Source organism: uncultured Ruegeria sp. (assembly GCF_947489545.1).
Lineage (GTDB): Bacteria > Pseudomonadota > Alphaproteobacteria > Rhodobacterales > Rhodobacteraceae > Ruegeria.
Map to the genome: position 1 here is coordinate 1 of NZ_CANLDZ010000014.1, position 22,155 is coordinate 22,155.

Below are 22,155 nucleotides of genomic sequence, written 5' to 3' on the forward strand. Positions count from 1 at the left end.
AACGCCGCCGTCGAAGCCAAGGTCAAAGCCGAAGTCGCCAACCTATGCGCCAAATTCCCCCTATATCCTAACTTGTAGTCGGGGCTGCAAAACAAAGAAAACGGCGCCCGTTCGGCGCCGTTTTTTGTGTTGGGTGAAGCGCCAGACCCCGACGGGAACGGCGCGGTTGGGATCAGGCGTCCGATGCTGGTTCTTTCAGGACATCTTCCAACAGTTTTTCATTGCGGGCCTCTTCAATCCGGTTGATCCGATCTTCAGCCGAACGTGCGTCAAAGCGGTATTTGACCACGTTGATCAAGCTCAGTGTCAGAAGAACGATGCCCATGCCCCAGTACCCTTTGGTCGCCAATGGCACATCGGTGGACAGATAAAGCGAAATACCCAACAGAGCGTAGGCGACGGCCACTCCGGCTCCGTTCAGCATCAGGATCAGGCCGTTTTCATTGCGATTGTTCATTGGAGGTCTCCTATTTCAAAGTTGGTCTGGATCGGATGAAGTTCAGGTGTCGGATTGCGCCTTCAGGCGACTAAGAACATCAGCTGCCGTCGCGCGGGTTTTTGGGCCATACCCGGCCTCTTCCATACGGGCAGCAAGGTTGGTGTGATCCATACCTGTATCGATTTCCCGCAGAATTTCCGATTGCTCGAACGGATCGTCCTGATCCATCACGCGTTCGATCAAGGATTGAGCCTCGTCAATCGGGCTGTCTCCACCAAGATGCCGGTTCAACCGTTTTTGCAAGCCCTGTTCTCGCTTAACCGCGCGGGCGGAAATCGCGCCTTGCTTAAGGTCCAGAATGCGGCGACTTGCGGCCTGCACGGAATGCCGCAATTGCAGGATACGCGTTTCAAGCCGATCCACGGTCTGCATGCGCAGAGTCGTTTCGTTTTCCAGATCAGCGACAGCTTGCGCAGCGCTCTCAACCAAATCCTGATGCTCATCCGCCAGCGCCTGACGGGCCCTGGTCATCAGATCTTCAACGCGGCTTTTCAGCCCTTCGATTTGACGATTTTCATTGCGCTGTTTCTGGATCAAGCTCGCCAAGGTAAGCTTAGCCGCCTTCAGGTTCTGCTCTGCTTCGCGAATTTTCTGATCAATCAGCTCTATTGAATAGGTGTCGCGCAGATGATCTTCAGCCCGGGCATTTGCTCCATTTATCAAAGTCTTCAAAGTGCCAAACATGTGCTTCTCCAATTATGAACGATGTTCACAACATGGATATAGCAATGGGTTGAACAGTGTTCAAGATATTTTGAACGCTGTTCAGGAAACTAACTGTTTCCAATTCGTGAAAGAACCTGGGTAATCATCTTTTCGATTTGCTCGGGCGGTACGCCGGATATCCGGTTTTCAAGGCCAAGGGTGACAATCCCATGCACCGAAGAGAACAAGGCGCGTGTCATCAAGTCCATTTCAACCCTGTCAAGATCAGGAAACAATTGGCCGACGGGCTCGGCTATGTAAGAAAACAAGCCTTTCAACGCATCACGATACCAATCAGGCACGGCCTCATCGTCAGCCATCTTCAGATCAAAAAGCGCGCGCCACAAATTTGTGTTTCCGTCCGCAAAACGCAGATAAGCAGTGCTCATGACAATCAAGCGCTGCACCGGGGGTTCGCTGCCGTCAAATGACGTACCGACGGCCTGTCCAAGCCGCCGAAACGTGCGTCCGTTCACGGCCATGACAATAGCGTTCAGATCGTCAAACACATTGTAAATCGCACCCAGCGCACATCCTGCATCTTTGGCCAAATCCCGCGCCCGGAGATCGCTGAGGCCGTCTCGCCCAATACGACTCTCGGCAGCTTCGACCAGCTTGTCCCGTAATTGCTCGCGTCGAATTTGGGATTTCGTTGACATTGTGCCCTCAACCTTGAACCGCGTTCATTCTTCAGCGCATAGGACAGAACACCCGATCAGATCAAGTCGCGCCACCAAAGAAACGCCAAAACAAGCACGAACAATGCCAACATGTTGAACGCCAGGCTCCCAAGCAGACCCAGGAACCATCCCAGTCTGCGATCGGCCAGGTTGATTGATCCGAGATGCGCCTGCACATCTTCGGACGCCTGCACAAGCTTCGGAGTATCCAGAACCAGCCTCAGTTTGGGATGTTGAGCCATTTGCTCGGCCTGTGCCAGCACCATTGCCTGTTTGTAAACCCGCCGCGGCAAGCGAGGCTTCGCCTGCCGAACCGACGCCGCCAGACTCTTGCCACGCACGCCCAGCTTGGTTTTCAGCAGCACGATTGTCTGCGCGATCCGGGTTTGAATATCTGGGTCTTGCGACATAGGTGACCTCCTGACGCGGCAATCTAGCCTCGGCCGCCGCAAGCTACAATGGGGCTGGCCGTTTCAACTGGCGGCTTGTATCACCCGCATATGCTGAACACGATCGTACATGGCGAACCTACCTCGCTCCCGCCCCTTGTAATCGCCCATGGTCTGTATGGATCGGCCCGAAATTGGGGCGTGATTGCCCGCAGGCTGTCGGATGAACGTCAAGTTGTGGCCGTGGATATGCGCAACCACGCAAACAGCATGTGGAACCCCCAGCATGACTATCCCCATTTGGCGGACGATATTGCCGAGGTGATCGACCAAATCGGAGGATCGGCGGATGTCCTTGGGCATTCCATGGGTGGTAAGGCCGCAATGACGCTGGCACTGCAACACGGACCGATTGTTCGCAAACTTGTGGTAGCCGATATCGCACCGGTCGCTTACAGCCACAGCCAGATTCAATTCATCGAGGCAATGCGTGCCGTGGATTTCTCACATGTCAGCCGCAGATCAGACGCCGAGCAGCAGCTTGCAGATCTGGGCGTAGAAAAAGCACTACAGAGCTTCTTCACTCAATCCCTGGATATTGCTGGAAAACGCTGGCTACTGAATCTGGATGTCCTGGCAAGCGAAATGCCAAACATCATGGGGTTCCCAAAGCTTGAGGCAGCGTGGGATGGCCCGGCCCTTTTTCTGTCTGGAGGCGCGTCAGATTACGTTTTACCCGAGCATCGCGATAAGGTGCGTTCTCTGTTTCCTGGCGCGCGATTTGCCAAGATTCCAGGGGCCGGTCACTGGCTGCACGCCGAAAAACCCCGCGAATTCGAGGCAGCGGTCCGCACGTTTCTGAATGCCTGATTACCCCCTATTCTGATACAATTTCCGCGCAACCAGCCACGACGCTGGCGCGGCAAGTACAGCACCTGCGGCAGCTGCAGATACGATCGCGCTGACGGTTACCAGCCCAGCTGACAATACAGCGACAACGGCCGATCCGGCCATTGCAGTTGCGATCAGTGAATATAGCACAGCGGCAAGACGAAACATAACCGGTCTTTCCTTTGATTGAACCCGATCACGATGTTACGCAAGTACAGCGAACCCGGCTTTGACATGGGTCAGATCAAACAGTGAATCGGATCACGTTTTGACGAATTCTCCGCCTCAGTTAACCCAGCTGACCCGCTCCGCGTTGCGCCCACTAGTTTAGGTTCGGGCGCTTCGCACAGCCTGCGTCGCCAGTTCTTCGTTGGCTGGTCTTTTCGGTGAGCGGAGGGCAATTTGCTAACGGTCAGGCTACTTCTACTTCAAATCTGAAGTCTGTTTGAAAAGAGCGTCAGGTTGAACCAAGACTTGTTGCGCGAAGTCCAATCCTTCCGGGGCCATTGTGCCCTAAATACTTCAGTAAACTGAATTTTCCGATGGATTTTTACCCGTAGTGAATGGTTAGGGAGCGACGCGGAGCCGACGCATCATGTGGGTGTGATGGTTTGGCCGACATATCAGACTTAAAATCCTTCGCTTTAGCCCGCAAAGCGCATTGTATTCATGGCCTTGTGGCTTTACTGGTTTTTTCGGACCCGAAATAGGCCCAAAGCAACTTGCCCGCGTGGTGGAATGGTAGACACAAGAGACTTAAAATCTCTGGGCCGGAAGGCCGTGCCGGTTCGAGTCCGGCCGCGGGTACCAAATTTTAATATCTATTTTCGACGAAATACGGGTCTTGAGGGCTTGGTGCCAGCGCTTGCTCTTGCACAGGGGCTGCGGATGATATGGCATGGCTCGGATATGCTGATCTTCCGGCCATTCAGCAAGACCAGCAGAGATTTAGCTTAACCCGTTGTCGCGATGCAGACGCGGCTTGGGCGCATCGCTGTCCGTGCCGATAAATCCACTTGGTCTTCGCTTCGCTGACCCAAATAAGACCGCCGATAAAGGCTGTTCTTCTTATGTATTCATGTCTCATGACATGATCCGTAACACGCAAACGTAAAGCAGTCCTGTCAGGCCAGAAACCCTCCGGTCCAAAACAGGCTCTTGTTCAAAAAGGGTGCGAATATGGTCCTAAGCCCTGCTATTTAAAGCCGGACCAAACTCAATCATTCAGGAGCGAAGCCAAATACGTGCCATAGGTTGATTTTGCAAACATTTGCGCGCGCTTCTCAAGGGCGGCATCATCAATCCACCCGTTACTCCATGCGATTTCGTCTAGGCTGCCAGTCTGCATTCCCTGACGTTCGGTCAAGGTACGTACAAAGCTTCCCGCCTCAAGCAGGGTGCCGTGTGTTCCGGTATCCAGCCATGCAAAGCCCCGGCCCATGGTTTGAACATCGAGCAGATCTTCATCCAAGTACATCTGCAAAAGTGACGTGATCTCAAGCTCACCTCGTGCCGACGGCTTGATTTGCTTGGCCCGCGCCGGTGCATCGCCATCTAAGAAATAGAGACCGGTGACCGCATAGTTTGACGGTGGATCTTTCGGTTTCTCAATGATCTCCCGAACCTTTTTTCCTTCAAAGGCCACAACCCCATAGCGTTCAGGATCGGCGACGCGATAGGCGAAAACCGTCCCGCCCCGCTTGTTCGCGTCTGCATCGGCCAATAGGCTCGGCAGCCCGTGGCCGAAGAAAACGTTGTCCCCTAGGATCATTGCCGAAGGCGCACCGGCAAGGAAATCCTCTGCCAGCGTATAGGCTTGGGCCAGCCCATCAGGAGAATCTTGCACTATCCATGTCAGGCTCAACCCATATTGGCTTCCGTCACCAAAAAGGCGAATGAACTGTTCCTGATCTTGTGGCGTTGTGATGATCGCAACCTCACGGATTTGCGCCAGCATCAGGACGCTTAGTGGGTAGAATATCATCGGTTTGTCGTAGACTGGCAGCAACTGTTTCGAAATCGCCATCGTAATCGGGTAGAGGCGCGTCCCCGAGCCGCCGGCAAGAATAATTCCCTTACGTTGCATGTTTTAACCTTTCGAAGATGGCGCTTTGACCTGACCTAACTGAGAAAGCACGTCGGCCAGCCCCGCTTTCCAATCAGGTCGCGGAAGACCATGAATTTTCTCAAGCCGTGAGCAATCCAGGCGTGAATTCCTGGGTCGCGCGGCTGGCGTAGGATAAGCGCTGGTGGGAATGTCTTCGACCAAGGTTCCGAGGCCCGCCTGCAAAAAAATCTCTCGCGCGAAATCGGCCCAACTTGCATTCGGAGTTCCGGCATAGTGAAACAGGCCCCCTTCAACCCGGGACCCGTTCTGGGCCATCGTCAACAGCGTCGAAGCGATATCTGCAGCCGGTGTAGGACCGCCGACCTGATCTGCAACGATGCTCAGTTGGTCTCGGCTTTCTGCCAGTCGCAGCATGGTTTTTACAAAGTTGTTTCCATGCGCCGAGAAGACCCAGCTTGTCCGCAGGATAGCATGCCAACCGCCAGCTTCAGCCACCTGGTGCTCGCCATTCAGCTTGGTGTTTCCATAAACACCCAACGGACCCGTCGGATCTTCTGTCGTTCTTTGCATATCGCCCGATCCGTCAAAGACATAATCCGTCGATACATGAAGAAATGGTATACCACGAGCCGCCGCTGCGCGCGCCATCGCCCCGGGAGCGTCAGAGTTTATCAACCGGGCAAGGCCGCTTTCGTCCTCGGCCTTGTCGACGGCGGTGTACGCGGCGGCATTGATAACCACGTCTGAGTCGGATTCATACACGCGTTCAGCACACATTGCCGCATTCGCTAGGTCGGCTTCTGTACGGCCCAGCGCTTCTACGGCAATACCGCGAACTGCTGCTTGTCTTTGCAATTCCGTGGCGACCTGCCCGCTGCGACCAAAGACAAGTATCTTCATCTATCTACACCCAAGCGCTCTCCGACACCGTCACGCGCCAACAGCGCATTCAGCCATGACTCATTGTCCAGATACCATTGAACTGTCTGTTCCAAGCCGGTCTTCGGAGTATGCTTTGGGCGCCATCCCAGATCTTCAACGATCCGCGTTGGATCAATTGCATAGCGCTGGTCGTGTCCGGGGCGGTCCATGACGAAGGTGATCTGTTCTGCATAGGAGCTTTCCGTTGGTCGCAGCCGGTCCAGAATGCCGCAGAGCATTTTCACCAAGTCGAGGTTCGTCATCTCGTTTTCGCCGCCGATGTTGTAGCATGATCCGGCAGCGGCCTTTTCCAAAACCAGCAGCAGCGCCTCAGCATGATCTTCGACATGCAGCCAATCGCGAATGTTCTCGCCCTTTCCATAAATCGGAATAGGCTGCCCTGACAGTGCTTTAAGGATTACCACCGGTATCAGTTTCTCGGGGAATTGATATGGGCCGTAATTGTTTGAACAATTGGTCAAAACAACCGGCAACCCATAGGTTTCTTGCCAGGCACGGACAAGATGGTCTGAACTGGCTTTCGACGCCGAATAAGGCGAATTTGGCTTATAAGGGCTTTCTTCGGTGAAGAAGCCGGTCTCACCCAATGATCCGAAAACTTCATCGGTGGAGATATGGTGAAAGCGAAAGTCGGTGGGTTTGCCTGCTTCGGTCCAATAGGCGCGTGCTGCTTCAAGCAGAACATAGGTGCCTGTCACATTGGTTTCGATAAAGGCAGCGGGGCCATCGATCGACCGGTCAACATGGCTTTCAGCCGCGAGATGCATGATGGCATCGGGCTTGTGGGTTCTCAGTACGCGTGCCATCGCTTCCGCGTCCCGAATGTCGGCCTGTTCAAAGGCATAACCCGGCGCGTCTGAGACCGAGGCGACATTGTCGAGGCAGGCCGCGTAGGTGAGCGAATCCACGTTCACTACTGAATGGCCTTGAGCGATGGCGCGACGAACGACGGCAGAACCAATAAAGCCCGCGCCTCCGGTAACCAGAAGTTTCATGTTACGTCCTCAAACATGAAAGGAGTATCGAGTTCTGATAGGAGTGGCGCAATGAGGTCCTTGTCCGACAGTTTTTTTTCTATCTCTTTCAACGGCCAATCGATACCGACTTCTGGATCATCCCAGCGCAGCGCGCCTTCGGTTTCGGGCGCGTAAGTATCCGAGCATTTGTATACGATTTCTGTATCAGGCTCCAACGTCATGAAACCATGGGCAAACCCAGCAGGAACCAGAAGCATGAGACCATTTTCAAAACTCAACTCCGCGCCGACCCACTGACCAAAGGTCGGAGATCCCTTGCGAATGTCCACCACGACATCAAACAGTCTTCCGCGGCCACAACGCACCAGTTTCGCCTGCGCCCTAGGAGGTGCCTGAAAGTGCAGGCCTCGGACTGTTCCAATCTCGCTTGATAGGGAATGATTATCCTGGACAAAGATAGTTTCGATTCCGGCGGCTAAAAACTGATCACAATTATATGTTTCTTCGAAAAACCCCCGGTGGTCGCCAAAACGCCTAGGTGCAATCAACTTTACCTCTGGTGTGGAGAGGGATGTAAATTCCATAGTAAGCAATACCTATCTGTGCAAACCCACTGTGCAAGCAGGGATAAGAATGGGCTAACGTAATCGCCGGCGCTCCTCAACATCCAAAATAGGCTTTGGTTCGCACATTTGCCCAAAGCCCGGTTTGGCCATTGGCAATACCCCGTCCAAGTTCGAAGTGAACCTTCCCGGCCCAGCCGCAAGCGTTCGATCCTAACGAAGTAGAGCCTATTGAACGTGCCAGAGTTTCTGAGATTTTGGTTTTGTCAGTTTGATGTAGCAAGTTTTCCTAAGAAAAAAAGCTGTTGGCCACAGACCAAAGCAATAGTGCATAGGCTTTTCCAAAGGCAAATTGTCCAGCCGCACTCAGGCGGCTTTGAGTATTGCCGCTAGGCCGTCCAATCGGTCAGCTGGTCGCGCTTGACCTGAGCGGTTTTCTCAAACATGGCATCGATGGCCGCATGATCTTGAACCATCTTGAAGCCTGACTCTTTTAGGAACACAATCAGCTCGCGCAATCTATCTGATCAACGATACCTTTGAGCCAGCGCCAATAATACCGCAGAGTATTGCCACGGTGCATGCTGGCCAGATGTTTTGGCTTGTGATTCAACATGCTCTCACCTCTGTGTACTAAAGGTGCCCTCAACTTTGCCCTAGTTTTCGAACTGATAGCCCGATGAAATAAAGAAACAAAGGCTTTGATGTTATGATAATGGTGCCCCACACGGACTCGAACCGCGGACCTACTGATTATGCATCATTTGACCAAGGGAAATGCCCGCAGGGGACGTGCTTCTGTTGGGAGACAGGGACAGAATGATGCGATGCCTGCGCGACAACGCGCACGCACGCGTATACGCAATAATATTATGATGCAGAAATCGAGAACATCATCATAATATTATTAAGCATACGCACGCGCGCGCATATAGCGTGCATCAGTTTTCAGGCACATCACGCCTTGGACCCATAACTCAGTTATTCCCACCTGCCATCTTGGTCGTCCCACCGCCTTCGCGGGCGATACATTCACGTTGCATTGCAACAGAAATGTAGACGCAAACGCGCCCTGCCAATCAACCGAAAGGACCCAATCCCATGCCATTCGACATGACCATGAGCAACCTCACAACTGATTACCTCGACCAAATCATTGCCGACGCCTACGCCCGGTTCGAAAACGTGCGCCCCGAAAGACGCACGCAGCTCGTTCGTGCTTGGATTTCGAACAACGTCCGACGTGCCGTTGCCCGAGCAGCCTTGACCCGGTTCAACGATACACAGATTGCGGCTTAGTCAATTGTGTATTCGCGCGGGACGTCGGGATCGTCTTCTTCAATCGGTTGATCGACCTGCCGCAACAACTCGCGCGGCACATCTGACACTTGCGCTTGCATCGCAAACCCCAGCGCAATGGCCTTATCTTTGACCTCAGACGTAACCCAGTTGTCGAACACGTCAATGTCGCGCCAACGCCAGACGTATTCCTGAAACACATCGACCCTTTGACCATTGACCCACGTCCGCTTTCGATCTCGGCAATTATCCTCACCTTCGACCGCGTGGCGTGCGTCGCGCTTCACTTTGATCCTGACCACTTTCGGCGTGCCGGTCATACCGCGCAATCGCGGGCCCCACGACAGATGTGCTTCTTTCTCGCAATCTGCTTTCCATGACGTTGCCAAGTTATCATCGCAGAAGTTCGCCACGGCGCTCCAGCTTTCAACACGATCAGGCTGCGGTTTGCTCGGGCGATACAGTGACCAACCAGCTTCGACGCGCTTCTGGAAATCAGGCAACCAATCACTTTCGTCCATCTCTTGATAAATGAATTGGGCCTGCTCTGGGTTCGCCGGATCGAACGTGTTTCTGCCGTCATAGACAATAAAGTTATACTGCCGAAGGCGCTTGAACTCACGCATTTCGGCAAGTTCACCGTCAGCATCGAGAATATCTTTGACCCATGTGTCCATCATCTCATAGGCATGCGCCTTCTCAAAAAGACGCAATTCCCAATCATCGAGGGCTTGCATAACTCGGTTATACCAATCGACCGCCCGCTCTCGGATTTCTGACCATGCGCGCGGTGACGTTTCGCGGCTCAACCACGATTGGAACGATGCCGGTTTGCAAAGGTCGTCAAGTTTCAGGGCATCGAACCACCACTTGTGAGATGCGTATTCGAGCGCCGCTGCCGCAAACGAATTCCAATCTTCGGGGATCGCGAATGGTTCACAAAAGGTCCTCGGGTTGTCGTCGATCTCGCCACAAAAGTCGACCAAAGCTTCGAACACGGGAGAGCGAATATCTTCACCTTTGAGACCCGCCCGCAACGTTTGGTAGTGGACTGTCTTTTGGATGCGCGGGTGTTCGAGTGCGAACCTCTGACCTGCCTCCGCAGCCTTTGTTATTGAACCTCGAAAAACGCGCAAAATTTCGTCGCCTTCATAAAACCGGGTCATCTCTGCCTTTGAATCTTGGAAATTCATCACTGATACTCCTTCATCCAAGAGATCAGATCATCGCGCAGGTAACGCACGATGCGGGAATTGGGCTGCGAATACTTCGGCCCAACACCATCTTTGCGCCAACGAAAGAGCGTTTCATCAGTTACAGAAAGGAAGTCCGCCGCTTCGCGCGGTGTCAGAACTTCGGGGGTGTTTGTGCGCACAACAAGTGCACGGATTTCGGCCAGCTCTTGGCCAAGGTCTTGCGATGTCATTGTGAATTCTCCAGCGGGAATGCGATCATATAGCCCAACATTTGGGCCGCTCATTTTCCGCGTTGCTTAGTCGCTGGCGTTCCTGGGTCCTCAGACGTCAGATCGGCAAGCCGCACCGCATTTCCGTTGATGACCATTAAATTAAGCGTGGTTTCGCCCATATTCAAGAACAGTTGCGGGTGTTTCAGAAAACAGTCTGTTGATCGCAGCAGCAATCGCCTCTGCCGACCGCTTCTGCTCCTCGTAGCTCGGCGCACCGTAGTGCCCGAGCATCCGCAGATCATCATCGGTCATTGTCTGCTGCGCCAACCAGCGGTGAACATGGCGCGGTGCAACCTCTCTTGCCGTTGACATCCACAGATGGCGCAAGTCGCCCGCCGCTGTCAGGGGCAACCTGTCCAACACATCCAAATGCCCGCGCTTGCCTTTGACGATACGCCTGCTTGGGAACACCCAATCACAGTCATCCTCCAGAATGTCATTCAGGCGTTTAAACAGCCTGACCACGTCATCCGCGACAACAATCTCTCGTTCGACCTCCTGACGCTTCAATCGGTCGAATGTGACCGTACCTGCATCGAGATCAACGCGGTCCCACGTCAGCGCCCGCAGTCCACGACCGCGAAAGCCTGTGTACCAAGTGATCATCCAAGCGAGCCTGATGTGCTCATTCTTGATCGCGTCAATCTCCTGCTTTCGATCTGCCCAAGGCACCGACATGTCGAGCTTGCCGGTCTGAACGCGCGACTTCATCCGTGTCCCGTCAAGCAGCGATGGTATCGGCAGTGCGAGCGCGCAGAGCCTATTGATGAACCGGACAGTTGCCCCTGCCACCGATGCCGCAAGATGCGCCGCGTTCGGCGTGTCGATCTGCACCGTGTTCAGATATTGGTTGATCTCCAAAATCGGCAATTCATCGACTTTGACATTGGCCCAACGAGTCAGATGTCTGTTGAAGGACATTCGGTAATCGTAGGCCGTACTTTCCATCATACGCGCCCGTCCTGACTGCCGCGCTGTCGTCCGATGTTCAATGTACTGCTCAAGCGCGTCGCGGAATGTCGGGATGCCCAAGGCGGTCTGCACGATCTCATGTTCATCCCGTGTCAGGACATTCCCTGTCGCAATATCATGGGCAATTTTGCCGACCTGATCTTTCGCCCAACGGCAATGCGCGCCTTTGTTCGCCCATTGCGCCAGCTTGACCGAACGCGTCTTTTGCGATGTTGGGTCCCATTTGTTGACGTACCAAGTTTTGGTGCCACCGCCCGTCACACACAGGCGCAAGCCTTTGCATGTTGGGTCTGTGAACCATGTGGTCTTATCGACCGTCAACGTCTTCAGGGTCGAATCCGTGAACTTAATGTGGGGCATATCGTATCCTTGTAACGACGATTTTTTACAAGGTTCACGATACGTTCTAACCCCAATCAAACCCAACCACAGATTTTACAAGCACCTCATTTTATTGAGGAAACTTCTTATTCTTCCGGTGTTTGACTGGTATTTAAGTGGTGCCCCCACACGGACTCGAACCGCGGACCTACTGATTACAAATCAAGTAGCAGGGGTGTTGCAAAGGCGTGCGAGTCATTGCAGTGCGTTGCATCTAAGAGATTGATTTCATTCCATTAACAGTGCCAACCGCATTGCGAGGCGTTATCATTTGTTACATGCGAATGCGACGCGTGATTTGTGAAATTGTCTGCCATATGTCTGACAGGATGAAATGAGAAACTGGCCTGATCTGGATTGAGAGACTGACCCTGCCATGTGCCGGGCAATATCCAACTAGGCCTCAACATGCTGATTTGAAATGATGATTTCAGACCAGAAAAAGTGATCTTATTTCTTGTTGATGCACAGATCCCCGTCGCCCTACGGATGAAGAGGCCGGCCCAGAAATAGGTCGGCCAGATTGAAAGGGTTTGGATGTGGTTGAACGTGTCAGATTGACTGATCGCTCGGTTGCTGCGCTCAAGACGCGGGACAAGCGCTACGACGTATCGGACAGCCTGCGGGTTGGTCTTCGCGTTCGAGTTACCCCAACTGGGATCAAGACTTGGGTGTTTGAAAAGCGCATTCGTGGCGGGCCATTGCGCAGCCACACCCTTGGCCGCTTTCCTGCCATCAGCCTTTCCGAGGCACGGGAGAAAGCAATCGCGCTTGAGAAAGAGGCCATGGAAGGCGTCGACCGCAAGGCCGAGCAAATCCGCAATACAACGGTCGCCACAGTTTTGGACGCTTACAAGACGCTTCATCTCGACAACCTAAAATCCGGCGTTGAACGCTACCGCCAGCTACAGACCGCATTGGCTGATCATTCGAACAAACCGATTTCCAAGCTAACCCGGCGCGACATGCAGGCTTTCATTGACGCAACCGCAGCAAATGCTCCGATCCATGCAAACCGGTACAAGGCGGCATTGAGTGCGTTCGGCAAGTTCGCATGGCAGCGGTCATATACGGATGAAAACATCGGCGCTGGTTTGTCAAACGCGGTGCGGGAAAAACCACGCGACCGGGTTCTGACGCTGGACGAAATCCGCGCCATTTATGACGCCGCCGAGTTCCTTAGCCCCTTGTGGACACCGATAGTGCGCCTGCTGATCCTGACCGCGCAACGCCGCTCGGACATTGCGCACCTACGCTGGTCGGAGGTCGAACTGGAGAAGCAGCGCTTCACCCTGCCTGCTGTTCGCACCAAATCAGGACGCGCCCATATCGTTCACCTGTCAGAGGCCGCACTGGTGGAATTGCCCGAGCAAGGCGAATGGGATTTGCTTTTCACGACCACAGGCAACAGCCCGGTCTCCGGGTTCAGCAAGATGAAACGAGAATTGGACAAACTTCTGCCTGACCTTGAACCTTGGCGGTTTCATGATTTCCGCACATCGTTTGCCACTGTCATGGCCGAGTCTGGCGCCAATGAAGGCGTGGTGGATCGCATTCTTAATCACGCGGCCACAGGGTCAGCGGCATCAGCGGTCGCGCGGGTCTACAACATGTCCAGTCAATTGCCCCAACGCGCCAAAGTGCTGGATGACTGGGCCGCATTGATCAGGCAACGGAAATCCAATGTTGTGAAGTTGGCTGTATGACGAGCGCAACCGATCCTGTGGGTTTGCTGACCCGCCGCCTACAGCGTACCTTCCCCGAACCGATCATTGCTACAATTCGGACCGACGATGCCGTGCTACTGCGTGAACTGGGCTATCCGGCTATCCCTGACCGAGTTCAAGCATACAACGACTATTGCGCTCTTGATCCCGAGGCACAACGGGACTTGATTCTGCGGTTGTTGGAAGCGGCAGCGGAAAAGCAAAACCAAGCAGCATGGGACGAGGCAGCGGATTTGGTTGGCCGAATGACCGATGCCTATAAAATCTGGGGTGTTGAACACCCTCACTATCGGGACCTTCAATTCGAGCTTGGTTTGGTTTCACGTCCCAAACCCGGAAAACGGCGATCCGACCCAAATGGGGGTGATCAACGTAGAGCATTGATGAAAACGCTTGTGACTATCCTCGTCAAAGAATTTGGAATCAAAGCCTCGCATAGCAAGGACAATTCACACGATTGCGCTTGCGCAATCGTCGCCCGCGTCTGCGCCGCCCATTTCGAAGACACACGGTTCACCGAATCTGCGGCTTGGACAGCTTATTATCGGGGCTGACGGCCCCACCTGTTGCACCCGATGTAAAGAGGCGCGGATCCCGCTTGTCTGTCGCGTTGTTGCTAGGTTCACAACGCGACAACGCCCCTAAATGTCCCGACATACACGCCCCCGCGAAACCGCCGTACAACGCGGAATTTGAAGATGCGCAAAGGGAGGCCACGCGCCCGGATGATGATCCCCCAGCCACCTGTGGTGACCATATTATTGTGTGATTTTTGGGGGGCCTCCCCATACATCACATGCGCCCCCCGATTGAGCCGAATACGTTGATTGCAGCACAGCAATTGAGGGCGACACAATGGACGAGATCAGACTTCTCAGGCGTCAGCAGGTTGTCGATTTGACGGGTCTGTCCGTCTCGACACTGTACGCGAAAATCCGAAACAACGAATTTCCCAAACCGCTCAAGACGAGCGCAAACACCGTGGCGTGGCGATATTCAGACGTCGCGGCATGGGTACAATCACTCCAAGAAGTGGAACGTTGAAATGACCGAGGCAATCGCAAAAGAACTGCACTTGAGCGGCGAGATTAAGCGGGCTTTGAAAACCCATGGCAAATCCTTCACGCCGGACGCGGTTCAACACCTCACCGACGAAACCAAATCCCTCATTGGCGATCTGGAAGGCGAAATTGCCGAAAAGCAGAAAGTTGTTCGGGACATCACCACCGAAGACGACGACCGAGATAGTGCAAAACGTGATCTATTGGCGCTGCAAGGGCAATTGGACATGTTCAATGAAGCCTTGCCACGATTGGACGAACTGCATCGGCTGGTTACTGTCCGGGTGCGCGATGAGCAGCAAAAGCGCGACTACGCAGCGCTGCAAAAGGAAGGTGCTGAACTACACGCCTTGATGCAAGAGTTTATGCAAGCTTGTCCCGGTTTCGCGCGACTGTTGGCTCGCACGGCGCAGTATCACGATGCCATCCGCCGTTTCAATCAGCCACCGCAGGCGGGCCACCAGTTTATCAACCCCATGGATCGCCTAGAAAGCAAATATGAGCCGCTGCCTCACATCGCCCCTGACGCCTTTATCCGCCAAACCGTGATCTGCGATATGACCGGGGCTGTTCTGTATTCTGGCGCTACACCCAAGGCCAGCCACCCGGCCCCGATGGCGGCTAATCCTGTGGACATCGTTAAACACGCCTCCGAAATTGAGCAGGTGAAGCAGGCTCGGGAAATGCAATCCAATGCCCAAAACCGTCTCAAGGCATTCGCTGTGACGGCTCAGGTGCAAGGCGTTACAATCGAGACCGTAGCGTCATGGCAAAACATGACCGACGTGGACCTGCAACGAGTTCAAGAACAGGCCGACGGAAAGTTCTTGGCAGAGGCCCAGCGCGAACTTGAAAAGGCAATTGGCGCGGAACAGCCCCCTGCGAAGAAGGACGGGCCAAGCGGTGGGCATTGAGCCTGTATCGCCCTCAAAAACCGGCTCGCTGACAAATGATCAGCGGGCCTATTACAAACTACCCATAAAAATCAAAGGGGTAATCTGGCCTGCCGCTTCCAAGCAGACGTATGTCAGACAAAATCCCTTTTCGACACGGAATGAGGCAGAAGTCATGCCGCGATTGACCACACCATTTGTTGCTTCCGCAGTGGCCCCCATCCCAACCGCAGCGATGCGCTTTGCAATGATCCCACCTGAAATGAAAGACAGCCGCAGCTGGTTGGTATCCACAGGCGGGAAGAAGAAGCCGTTCCCCGTCCGAAATGGCAAAGTCATCGTTGATAATGCCGACACTGGGGCGAGATGGAAAAATCCGGATTACCTATGCTCGTATGAAGAAGTGCTTGAAGCGGTCGAGCACGATCCCAGCTTGAACCTCATGTTCGTTCTAGGCGTCGGCAATGATTTCATCTGCCTTGACCTCGATCCGATGGAGAAGGTCGCACCTAGCTTCGTCCCGATGGCGACAAGGCTCCGCGAAGCTCTGGCATCGGCGCTAATTGGCTTCACCTATTGCGAACGATCTATCTCTGGACGCGGATTGCACTACATCGGTCGCGGCACTGATGTGCGACACCACAAAGAAAAGCTGCCTGTCCGGGATGTGGAATTGGATTTGCTTTTCACCAGCTGCCTTTTGATCACCGGTAACGCGGTCGATGATTGCATCGAAACCCCAGACATTAGCGAGGCGGCAAATAACTTGTTGCGCGACTTCGCCAAGAAGCCGGTGGCGCGGCCAACTGTGGACACTAAGGTTACCCCGTATGTCAGCAGTGAGACGCGATTGAGGGCTATCATCGGCAATGGCGTACATGGACACGCATTTCGCACTGGTGTGTGCAGAGACGTTTCACAGGCCCGGATCGGTATCATTCACACACTTGCCGAGTTTTGTACGGATGAGCGGCGGGCCTACAGCGTGCTGACGAACAGTCCACTTATGCAGATAGATGACGGTCGGGGCGAAACTCGTATGGCCAAGATGGAGCGTTTATGGCCTGAAGACTGGAAGGCTGCGCTGGCTACCACAGAGGCGAACCGTAGACAGCGCGCATTGTCCGAAGGTCAGGATGGAGTGGTCGGTGACCTGACCCGTGAATGCCTGTCAGAACAGAGCGACTACGTGAATTACCGCGTTCAGCACCATGCCCTTTCCCTTCTGCAACAAGCCGTTATGCGGCGACACTGTGACACTGAAGCGTTGGCCCCGGTTGTTGGCTATCTCGAACGAGGTGTCCGCGACTTGGGCGAAGTACGGGACGTATTTGAGAAACGGGATAAACAGCGGGCAGTCGAGCGATTGCTGGAAATCCAGATGGCATTTGAAGCCTTCGGAGATGACTTTCCCGAGTCCGCTGAAATGAACCGGTACATGAAGGCTATGGTACTTGAAGAAGCGCAGATAGACCGTCGAAATGTGTTCCGTAAATACAAGGAAACGTACCACATCATCGAGAACTATGGCGGTAAGAAAATGGTATTTCTCAACCAGCCGGATGGGTTCACAGGGGCATATGCCTGCTGGACAGAACCCGAGTTTGTCCGCGCCCGCCGCCAAGACAAAGTGCTATCTGGCTGGGATGAAAACGGCGCGCCTATAATTGGTTCAGCCGCTCAAACTTGGTTAGATTCCCCAATGTCACCCCGTTATTTCAAAAGGGAAATGTGCTACGGGGTGACGGAGCGGGTTGTCATGCGGCCCGAGGGGCGTGTTCTCAATACATTTGAGGGGTGGAGCACTCAGCCAGTCGCAGGGCAATGGCCTGCTATCCACTATCTGATCCGAGATATTGTTTGCGCCAGTAATGATACATGCGAGGCTTATGTTCTCGACTACCTTGCCCACATGGTGCAACAGCCATCGGACTTGCCCGGAACAGCCATCATCTTGCAAAGCGAAGAACAGGGCACCGGGAAATCGACCTTCGCGGAAATTCTGCGAGAGTTGTTTGGCCCGAAATACTGCGGAACAACGGCAGACGCAGATACGTTTGTTGGCCAGTTCAATTCCGCCGCCAAAGATAAGCTGCTCCTACATTTCGAGGAGGCAGTAGCGCCAAACGACCGCAAACTTGAAAGCAAGATCAAGGCCCTGATTACCAATGAAACCTTGAGCTACAATGCCAAAGGCATCGCGGCAGTCGAGGCACGGAATTGCTCCCGCGTATTCATGACGTCCAACGCCGCCTATGTCGCGCACCTCGCCCGTCATGACCGGCGCATGTTTGTTCTCAAGGTATCACCCAAACATGCCGAAGATCGGGCATTCTGGAGCCAGTTCCGGGCGACCTACAAAGCCGAGTTGAGCGCATTCATGCACCACCTGTGGACACGGGATATTGGTCACTTCAAGGCGACACGCGTTCCATACACCGCAGGTCGGGATGAGCAGAAAATGGAATCCGCCACCGGCCCAGACCGGATTTTGCGTGAACTGCTTCGGGAAGGAATTTTGCCAATCGGTTCAGAACTGAAAGCCGAAGGATGGGCAGTCCGGGCGAACCTTCTGCATGAACACTTTGTGCGCCAAGGCTATGCGGGCAAAGGTCTATCGGCGCGGGGTGGCAGCGCCGCCGTGAAACCAGTCACCACAGGTGCAAAAAATGCTCGATCAACGATTAACGGCTTTTCCAGTGTTGCCCGCCACCTGTTCCTGCCACCACTTCCCGAAGCGCGGCAAATGTTCCTGGATCACATGGGCATTCAATCGTTTGATTGGGGCGACGATAGCGACGACTGGGCCACTGCTTGATAACGGCCCTGTCATCGCGTGAGGCGCGGCATGTGGGGGCGATAGGCGTATTCGTCGCCCTTCATATGAAGGCGTTTTCGCATCCCTGAGTAATGTGCCTAGACGTCATCGGACCTTTGCTCCCGCTATGCTCTTGACAGTTGATCTGGACAGGCTGACTGTCGCTTTCGATTGAGCGCAGGAGTTATTATGTCTGAAAGAACAAAGAAATTTTCCGAAGAGTTGGATAGTCTGATTGAAGAGGGCGACATGCTCTCACTGGCGATGGAATATGAGTGCAAGCAGCAGGCATTCAAAGATGCCTACCTTAAGCATTTCAAGGATGACGAAAAGAAGCTGAAATCATTCCTTAAGGCTTTGCCAAACTTCAAGAACGATTACCAAGCATGGTACTCCAAGGCTCAAGCTGTGATTAAGCAAGTAATGCCTGACCGTCTCGCCGATTTCATTTCGTACTTTGAAATACCGAAAGGGCGCAAGGACATCACCTACCAAAACTATATGATCCGGGATTACTTGCAGGGATTACAGGTTACACGTGGCTGGGAAAAAGAAGTAGTTGCGGACGGTGTGGCTGCTATTCCTGAGTTCACGCAGCAACTAAACATGGTTAAGGCGGCGAAAAAATCCCTTGAGTCCAAGCTTATGGATTTAACTGCGGTTCTCCAAGCTGACCTTTTTGACAGTGAAATTGATACTGCTGGAGGGTTGGCAAAAGCTGGGTATCTTCGCGCAGCAGGGGCGATCTGTGGCGTTGTCATAGAAAAACACCTGAACCATGTCCGCGAAAATCATAACCTAAAAATTGCGAAGAAAAATCCGGGCATCTCCGACCTTTCGCAACTCCTGCGTAAAGCTGATGTTATTACACTGGCTCAGGAACGCTTCATCCAGAGTTTAGCTGACACTCGAAACCTTTGCAGCCACGCAAAAGGGCGCGAACCAACAAAAGAAGAAATCGCCGAGCTTGTCGAAGGTACAGGTAAAGTGCTTAAAACTGTATTCTAAAGCAACAACATAGGGCGTGTGCGATTTCGTTTAGAGCCGTCCAAGTATGCGCTTGGACTTGGCGAAGTTCAGCTAAAAGAACCACCGTCGCTGCTGATCGTAGATACCCAGATGCTCAATCATGGTGTCGTGACCACGCACGTCATTGCCACGAGTGCGCATAATGCAGGGGTTCAGGTGCGACATGCGCAGCAGGGTTTTGCGGAGCAGGATCATATGGGCGGCTTTGGGGTAATCTGCGGTTGGGTATAGGTCGGAAACCTTGTCGCCAATCTTCGCCCATGCCGCCCGGGCCACTGTGGACACCTTTTGTGGCCCCTTTTGCTCCATGAGGGCCATCATCGCGTATCCTGCGTATGGGTCGCTCTCTTCATACTCATCCCGGTAGTCGATCCGGGTCAGCCCATGCCCACCGCCGTTTACCGGCATCCATTCAAAGCCATGAAACTCGGATTTGCCGCGCCGACCGTCCAACACATAGACGCGGGCGTGGGTCACTCTGGGACCAGACTTGCGACGGAAGTATTCAACGGCGTTGTTCTGCATGTCTGCCAGCGCTAGTTCGAAATCCGGGAAGCAGAAAAACTTTCGCGCATACAGGCTTTTGTCCTTTGAGAGCAGGTTAAACGCACCGAACATGAGCCGGTTTTGGATCGCCCAATCCAAGTCTTTGCGCATGTCCTTTTCATCAAATTCCATCCCGGTTGGCACGTCATTTTCAAGCATTGATCCATCCTCAATTCACGCCCCCATTTTATTCGCTTAGGCGATTGTTCCCAAACGGTAATCCATGTTTCCACAGGGTAATGAGATGGCGTTTTCACCCCACATTCTGAGACCGTTTGCCACGCAGATTCAGCCGCCATATTGTTGTGGGCAGATGTGAGGATTTCGACATGACCCCCGAAGTAGAACAAGGCGTCCGTCAGGCGCTGGAACTCAAGGCCCGTGCCGGCAACGTGGACGCCGCCAAGCTGCTATTTGCGGAACGCTCCAAACAGGTGCGGCCCGTCAAGTTTGATGGCTGCCCCAACGTGGATGAACTGCAAAAGCGATTTGGCGAATACATGGGCCAAGAGAGTTTGACCGCCGCCGAGGCCGACGCCGCCTCCAAGGCATTCGACCGGCTATTCAAAACCATCGTGGCCCGAGACAGGCTCGCCAAAGAACAAGTCGCCAATACCAGCCGAACATCTGGTTTGATGATGGTCCCTGTTATGAATGTTGAAACGTGGGAATCTGAGGCGGTCCGATCTCAAGCAGCCCTGAAACAGCACGCCCGCGCATAATTGATCTGATCAATCCCTATTCTAGTGTCCACAGGGTTCGTGTCGCCAGTGGACATCCTCGCCCCCGTGTCGCTGGCATGGGGCCTTTTTTTGCCTTTTGAGCCGGGTTCCTTGACGGTATTCGTGCTGGCTCGTCTGGCCCACCTCAGCACATTTATCCGTGTTTATTCGATACATCCGGTAGGCTGTGTGGCGTCATACTTGAACCTGCCCCCTATTTGTTACGTTGCAAAATAACACATAACGCATTGGAATCATTCATATAAAAGTGGATTTTTGACGCTTGTTACGTTGTGAAGGGGGCCTTAAATCGTGTGTTTTTCGGACGATTTTCGCGGGGGATGCGTGGCGCAAGTACGCGTTGCCTATGCAGTACATACGTACTGTTGATATTGATATTATGATGAACTTTTGTACGTAACAAATATAACAAACATAACAATATAATAAAAACAATGATTTAAGGGGAGTGCATCCGTTACGTTTCTGTTATGCCCGTTACGTTCCAGCGGGTTTGATGCGGATTGAACAGTATTGCCCTGCATACCCCTATGTGCCCTGCTGAGTTTGCTGCCGCTTAGGTATTAGGTGCCGAGATGTGCGGTCGCGGCGTTGGCTGCATGGTCTGGTATAACATGCCCCCCTATAGGTGGGGGGCGGGGTCCGATCTAGATGGAGGTGTCCATTTACTTATGCACCAGATTTCCGGCTGAAAAAGACGCTTGAGATACGCCGCCCCCATGACAACGCACCCTGTGGTCACTGTACCAAGCCGGGATTTACAGGAGGGGCGGCTTTTCCGTCAAAAAGGTCGTGGTGCAAGATCGTCGGCAATCCCGTCATGACTACAGTCGGGCATTGATCCATTCCCATGTGTCTTTGCTCAGCCACCCCTGATGCTCACCGTTATTCATTTTCGACACCAGAAGTCGGTCGTTCGTGTCCAGCTTCTTGCGCAGATGGGCGTCGACTTGATCGGCGCTTTGATTTGTCGAAATAAACCTTACCGACTCCAAGCCAGAGTCTGCTTTGTTAGTGTAAGTTTCCAATTGCTTGATAAAAGCGCTACGAGCAGCCGCGTAATTTGACTTCTCTTTGTTCAAATTCCACGTAACCACATAAACAGCCATAAGATTCTCCTGTAGTCTCAAGGTGAGACTACACATTTTCAGCGCGAGCACTACCGGAAAGCTTCAACTATGTAGCTGGCGTTTTGGTTTGCGCAACTCTCACGCTCATTTGCATCGAAGAGTGCGCCGAGAATCATGGTGCCTGTGGCTGACAATGTCGGCCTGTGCGAAATGTCTGCTATATGTCTGATCGCCTGATCAGCAGCAGGATTGCGCAGCCAGTTTACGCGTAATTTATTGATTTTTAATGATTAAATGGTGCCCCCACACGGACTCGAACCGCGGACCTACTGATTACAAATCAGTTGCTCTACCAGCTGAGCTATAGGGGCACGAGCTGTCGGTTACCGTCTCTGGCAGAGGACTGCAAGTCTGATTTTTACTCTAACTTGGGG

At 53.4% G+C, this 22,155-nt stretch carries 24 protein-coding genes and 2 tRNA genes; 10 read left to right on the forward strand and 16 right to left on the reverse strand.

What is annotated here, in order from left to right:
* Positions 1-172 precede the first annotated feature (172 nt).
* The 4 genes from Q1B13_RS17505 to Q1B13_RS17520 form a co-directional block, all read right to left on the reverse strand.
* Positions 173-457 (reverse strand): hypothetical protein, encoded by a 285-nt coding sequence (locus Q1B13_RS17505; RefSeq protein ID WP_299082631.1) that lies wholly within the window; start codon positions 455-457, stop codon positions 173-175.
* A 42-nt stretch (positions 458-499) separates the two neighbouring features.
* On the reverse strand, positions 500-1,183 hold the full coding sequence (locus tag Q1B13_RS17510; protein ID WP_299082632.1) for a PspA/IM30 family protein: 684 nt from the start codon (positions 1,181-1,183) through the stop codon (positions 500-502).
* Positions 1,184-1,272: 89 nt separating this feature from the next.
* Entirely contained in the window at positions 1,273-1,863 is a 591-nt protein-coding gene (locus Q1B13_RS17515; protein WP_299082633.1) for a TetR/AcrR family transcriptional regulator, read from the reverse strand.
* Between the two features lie 56 nt (positions 1,864-1,919).
* On the reverse strand, positions 1,920-2,294 hold the full coding sequence (locus Q1B13_RS17520; RefSeq protein WP_299082634.1) for a hypothetical protein: 375 nt from the start codon (positions 2,292-2,294) through the stop codon (positions 1,920-1,922).
* A gap of 90 nt (positions 2,295-2,384) precedes the next feature.
* Here Q1B13_RS17520 and Q1B13_RS17525 point away from each other — a divergent pair, with 90 nt between their 5' ends.
* Positions 2,385-3,143 carry an alpha/beta fold hydrolase gene (locus Q1B13_RS17525; protein WP_299800105.1) on the forward strand — a complete coding sequence of 253 codons (759 nt, stop codon included), beginning with the start codon at positions 2,385-2,387 and terminating at the stop codon, positions 3,141-3,143.
* Here the strand turns inward: Q1B13_RS17525 and Q1B13_RS17530 are convergent, their stop codons facing one another.
* Positions 3,144-3,332: a hypothetical protein gene (locus Q1B13_RS17530; protein ID WP_298936933.1), complete on the reverse strand. Its 189-nt coding sequence runs from the start codon at positions 3,330-3,332 to the stop codon at positions 3,144-3,146.
* A gap of 556 nt (positions 3,333-3,888) precedes the next feature.
* On the opposite strand from Q1B13_RS17530, the gene Q1B13_RS17535 reads away from it, so the two are divergent.
* A tRNA-Leu gene (locus Q1B13_RS17535) sits at positions 3,889-3,974 on the forward strand.
* Between the two features lie 406 nt (positions 3,975-4,380).
* Here the strand turns inward: Q1B13_RS17535 and rfbA are convergent.
* The 5 genes from rfbA to Q1B13_RS17560 all read right to left on the reverse strand — a co-directional run bounded on the left by rfbA (position 4,381) and on the right by Q1B13_RS17560 (position 8,232).
* The gene (rfbA, locus tag Q1B13_RS17540; protein ID WP_299082636.1) at positions 4,381-5,250 is read right to left on the reverse strand and encodes a glucose-1-phosphate thymidylyltransferase RfbA; all 870 of its coding nucleotides are present in this window, start codon (positions 5,248-5,250) and stop codon (positions 4,381-4,383) included.
* Positions 5,251-5,253: 3 nt separating this feature from the next.
* Positions 5,254-6,132, reverse strand: a complete 879-nt coding sequence (gene rfbD, locus Q1B13_RS17545; RefSeq protein ID WP_299082637.1) for a dTDP-4-dehydrorhamnose reductase — start codon at positions 6,130-6,132, stop codon at positions 5,254-5,256.
* The gene (gene rfbB / locus Q1B13_RS17550; protein WP_299082638.1) at positions 6,129-7,169 is read right to left on the reverse strand and encodes a dTDP-glucose 4,6-dehydratase; all 1,041 of its coding nucleotides are present in this window, start codon (positions 7,167-7,169) and stop codon (positions 6,129-6,131) included. The genes rfbD and rfbB overlap by 4 nt, the downstream gene beginning before the upstream one ends.
* Positions 7,166-7,735: a dTDP-4-dehydrorhamnose 3,5-epimerase gene (rfbC, locus tag Q1B13_RS17555; protein WP_299082639.1), complete on the reverse strand. Its 570-nt coding sequence runs from the start codon at positions 7,733-7,735 to the stop codon at positions 7,166-7,168. Before rfbC ends, rfbB begins: the two co-directional genes overlap by 4 nt.
* A gap of 368 nt (positions 7,736-8,103) precedes the next feature.
* Positions 8,104-8,232: a hypothetical protein gene (locus Q1B13_RS17560; RefSeq protein WP_299800108.1), complete on the reverse strand. Its 129-nt coding sequence runs from the start codon at positions 8,230-8,232 to the stop codon at positions 8,104-8,106.
* A gap of 583 nt (positions 8,233-8,815) precedes the next feature.
* On the opposite strand from Q1B13_RS17560, the gene Q1B13_RS17565 reads away from it, so the two are divergent.
* Positions 8,816-9,013 (forward strand): hypothetical protein, encoded by a 198-nt coding sequence (locus tag Q1B13_RS17565; RefSeq protein WP_299082640.1) that lies wholly within the window; start codon positions 8,816-8,818, stop codon positions 9,011-9,013.
* Here Q1B13_RS17565 and Q1B13_RS17570 read toward each other — a convergent pair.
* The 3 genes from Q1B13_RS17570 to Q1B13_RS17580 all read right to left on the reverse strand — a co-directional run bounded on the left by Q1B13_RS17570 (position 9,010) and on the right by Q1B13_RS17580 (position 11,813).
* Positions 9,010-10,206: a hypothetical protein gene (locus Q1B13_RS17570; RefSeq protein ID WP_299082641.1), complete on the reverse strand. Its 1,197-nt coding sequence runs from the start codon at positions 10,204-10,206 to the stop codon at positions 9,010-9,012. The two genes, Q1B13_RS17565 and Q1B13_RS17570, sit on opposite strands and share 4 nt — an antisense overlap.
* Positions 10,206-10,439 carry a helix-turn-helix domain-containing protein gene (locus Q1B13_RS17575; protein WP_299082642.1) on the reverse strand — a complete coding sequence of 78 codons (234 nt, stop codon included), beginning with the start codon at positions 10,437-10,439 and terminating at the stop codon, positions 10,206-10,208. Before Q1B13_RS17575 ends, Q1B13_RS17570 begins: the two co-directional genes overlap by 1 nt.
* Before the next feature lie 141 nt (positions 10,440-10,580).
* Positions 10,581-11,813 carry a tyrosine-type recombinase/integrase gene (locus Q1B13_RS17580; protein ID WP_299082643.1) on the reverse strand — a complete coding sequence of 411 codons (1,233 nt, stop codon included), beginning with the start codon at positions 11,811-11,813 and terminating at the stop codon, positions 10,581-10,583.
* Positions 11,814-12,391: 578 nt separating this feature from the next.
* Between Q1B13_RS17580 and Q1B13_RS17585 the strand changes: the two genes are divergently transcribed.
* The 6 genes from Q1B13_RS17585 to Q1B13_RS17605 all read left to right on the forward strand — a co-directional run bounded on the left by Q1B13_RS17585 (position 12,392) and on the right by Q1B13_RS17605 (position 19,341).
* Entirely contained in the window at positions 12,392-13,540 is a 1,149-nt protein-coding gene (locus Q1B13_RS17585; protein WP_299800111.1) for a site-specific integrase, read from the forward strand.
* Positions 13,537-14,115, forward strand: a complete 579-nt coding sequence (locus Q1B13_RS17590) for a hypothetical protein (protein WP_299082645.1) — start codon at positions 13,537-13,539, stop codon at positions 14,113-14,115. The genes Q1B13_RS17585 and Q1B13_RS17590 overlap by 4 nt, the downstream gene beginning before the upstream one ends.
* Positions 14,116-14,416: 301 nt before the next feature.
* Positions 14,417-14,605 carry an AlpA family phage regulatory protein gene (locus Q1B13_RS27020; RefSeq protein WP_366871110.1) on the forward strand — a complete coding sequence of 63 codons (189 nt, stop codon included), beginning with the start codon at positions 14,417-14,419 and terminating at the stop codon, positions 14,603-14,605.
* Between the two features lies 1 nt (position 14,606).
* Positions 14,607-15,536 carry a hypothetical protein gene (locus Q1B13_RS17595; RefSeq protein ID WP_299082646.1) on the forward strand — a complete coding sequence of 310 codons (930 nt, stop codon included), beginning with the start codon at positions 14,607-14,609 and terminating at the stop codon, positions 15,534-15,536.
* A 154-nt stretch (positions 15,537-15,690) separates the two neighbouring features.
* Positions 15,691-18,333 (forward strand): DUF5906 domain-containing protein, encoded by a 2,643-nt coding sequence (locus Q1B13_RS17600; RefSeq protein WP_299082647.1) that lies wholly within the window; start codon positions 15,691-15,693, stop codon positions 18,331-18,333.
* 189 nt (positions 18,334-18,522) lie between these two features.
* Complete coding sequence (locus Q1B13_RS17605; protein ID WP_299082648.1) at positions 18,523-19,341, forward strand: hypothetical protein; 819 nt, start codon at positions 18,523-18,525, stop codon at positions 19,339-19,341.
* Between the two features lie 72 nt (positions 19,342-19,413).
* Here Q1B13_RS17605 and Q1B13_RS17610 read toward each other — a convergent pair whose 3' ends face one another.
* Positions 19,414-20,067, reverse strand: coding sequence for a hypothetical protein (locus tag Q1B13_RS17610; protein WP_299082649.1), 654 nt, complete (start codon positions 20,065-20,067; stop codon positions 19,414-19,416).
* Between the two features lie 170 nt (positions 20,068-20,237).
* Here Q1B13_RS17610 and Q1B13_RS17615 point away from each other — a divergent pair, with 170 nt between their 5' ends.
* On the forward strand, positions 20,238-20,630 hold the full coding sequence (locus tag Q1B13_RS17615; protein ID WP_299082650.1) for a hypothetical protein: 393 nt from the start codon (positions 20,238-20,240) through the stop codon (positions 20,628-20,630).
* Between the two features lie 845 nt (positions 20,631-21,475).
* On the opposite strand, the gene Q1B13_RS17620 is transcribed toward Q1B13_RS17615, so the two are convergent.
* Both Q1B13_RS17620 and Q1B13_RS17625 read right to left on the reverse strand, forming a co-directional pair.
* Positions 21,476-21,760 (reverse strand): hypothetical protein, encoded by a 285-nt coding sequence (locus tag Q1B13_RS17620; protein WP_171105563.1) that lies wholly within the window; start codon positions 21,758-21,760, stop codon positions 21,476-21,478.
* A 256-nt stretch (positions 21,761-22,016) separates the two neighbouring features.
* A tRNA-Thr gene (locus Q1B13_RS17625) sits at positions 22,017-22,092 on the reverse strand.
* Between the last annotated feature and the right edge of the window lie 63 nt (positions 22,093-22,155).

Bases quoted from the DNA above. Each gene is read 5' to 3' on its own strand.
- Q1B13_RS17505 (WP_299082631.1), bottom strand. From the start codon at position 457: ATGAACAATCGCAATGAAAACGGCCTGATCCTGATGCTGAACGGAGCC.
- Q1B13_RS17510 (WP_299082632.1), bottom strand. From the start codon at position 1,183: ATGTTTGGCACTTTGAAGACTTTGATAAATGGAGCAAATGCCCGGGCT.
- Q1B13_RS17515 (WP_299082633.1), bottom strand. From the start codon at position 1,863: ATGTCAACGAAATCCCAAATTCGACGCGAGCAATTACGGGACAAGCTG.
- Q1B13_RS17520 (WP_299082634.1), bottom strand. From the start codon at position 2,294: ATGTCGCAAGACCCAGATATTCAAACCCGGATCGCGCAGACAATCGTG.
- Q1B13_RS17525 (WP_299800105.1), top strand. From the start codon at position 2,385: ATGCTGAACACGATCGTACATGGCGAACCTACCTCGCTCCCGCCCCTT.
- Q1B13_RS17530 (WP_298936933.1), bottom strand. From the start codon at position 3,332: ATGTTTCGTCTTGCCGCTGTGCTATATTCACTGATCGCAACTGCAATG.
- rfbA (WP_299082636.1), bottom strand. From the start codon at position 5,250: ATGCAACGTAAGGGAATTATTCTTGCCGGCGGCTCGGGGACGCGCCTC.
- rfbD (WP_299082637.1), bottom strand. From the start codon at position 6,132: ATGAAGATACTTGTCTTTGGTCGCAGCGGGCAGGTCGCCACGGAATTG.
- rfbB (WP_299082638.1), bottom strand. From the start codon at position 7,169: ATGAAACTTCTGGTTACCGGAGGCGCGGGCTTTATTGGTTCTGCCGTC.
- rfbC (WP_299082639.1), bottom strand. From the start codon at position 7,735: ATGGAATTTACATCCCTCTCCACACCAGAGGTAAAGTTGATTGCACCT.
- Q1B13_RS17565 (WP_299082640.1), top strand. From the start codon at position 8,816: ATGCCATTCGACATGACCATGAGCAACCTCACAACTGATTACCTCGAC.
- Q1B13_RS17570 (WP_299082641.1), bottom strand. From the start codon at position 10,206: ATGAATTTCCAAGATTCAAAGGCAGAGATGACCCGGTTTTATGAAGGC.
- Q1B13_RS17575 (WP_299082642.1), bottom strand. From the start codon at position 10,439: ATGACATCGCAAGACCTTGGCCAAGAGCTGGCCGAAATCCGTGCACTT.
- Q1B13_RS17580 (WP_299082643.1), bottom strand. From the start codon at position 11,813: ATGCCCCACATTAAGTTCACGGATTCGACCCTGAAGACGTTGACGGTC.
- Q1B13_RS17590 (WP_299082645.1), top strand. From the start codon at position 13,537: ATGACGAGCGCAACCGATCCTGTGGGTTTGCTGACCCGCCGCCTACAG.
- Q1B13_RS27020 (WP_366871110.1), top strand. From the start codon at position 14,417: ATGGACGAGATCAGACTTCTCAGGCGTCAGCAGGTTGTCGATTTGACG.
- Q1B13_RS17595 (WP_299082646.1), top strand. From the start codon at position 14,607: ATGACCGAGGCAATCGCAAAAGAACTGCACTTGAGCGGCGAGATTAAG.
- Q1B13_RS17600 (WP_299082647.1), top strand. From the start codon at position 15,691: ATGCCGCGATTGACCACACCATTTGTTGCTTCCGCAGTGGCCCCCATC.
- Q1B13_RS17605 (WP_299082648.1), top strand. From the start codon at position 18,523: ATGTCTGAAAGAACAAAGAAATTTTCCGAAGAGTTGGATAGTCTGATT.
- Q1B13_RS17610 (WP_299082649.1), bottom strand. From the start codon at position 20,067: ATGCTTGAAAATGACGTGCCAACCGGGATGGAATTTGATGAAAAGGAC.
- Q1B13_RS17615 (WP_299082650.1), top strand. From the start codon at position 20,238: ATGACCCCCGAAGTAGAACAAGGCGTCCGTCAGGCGCTGGAACTCAAG.
- Q1B13_RS17620 (WP_171105563.1), bottom strand. From the start codon at position 21,760: ATGGCTGTTTATGTGGTTACGTGGAATTTGAACAAAGAGAAGTCAAAT.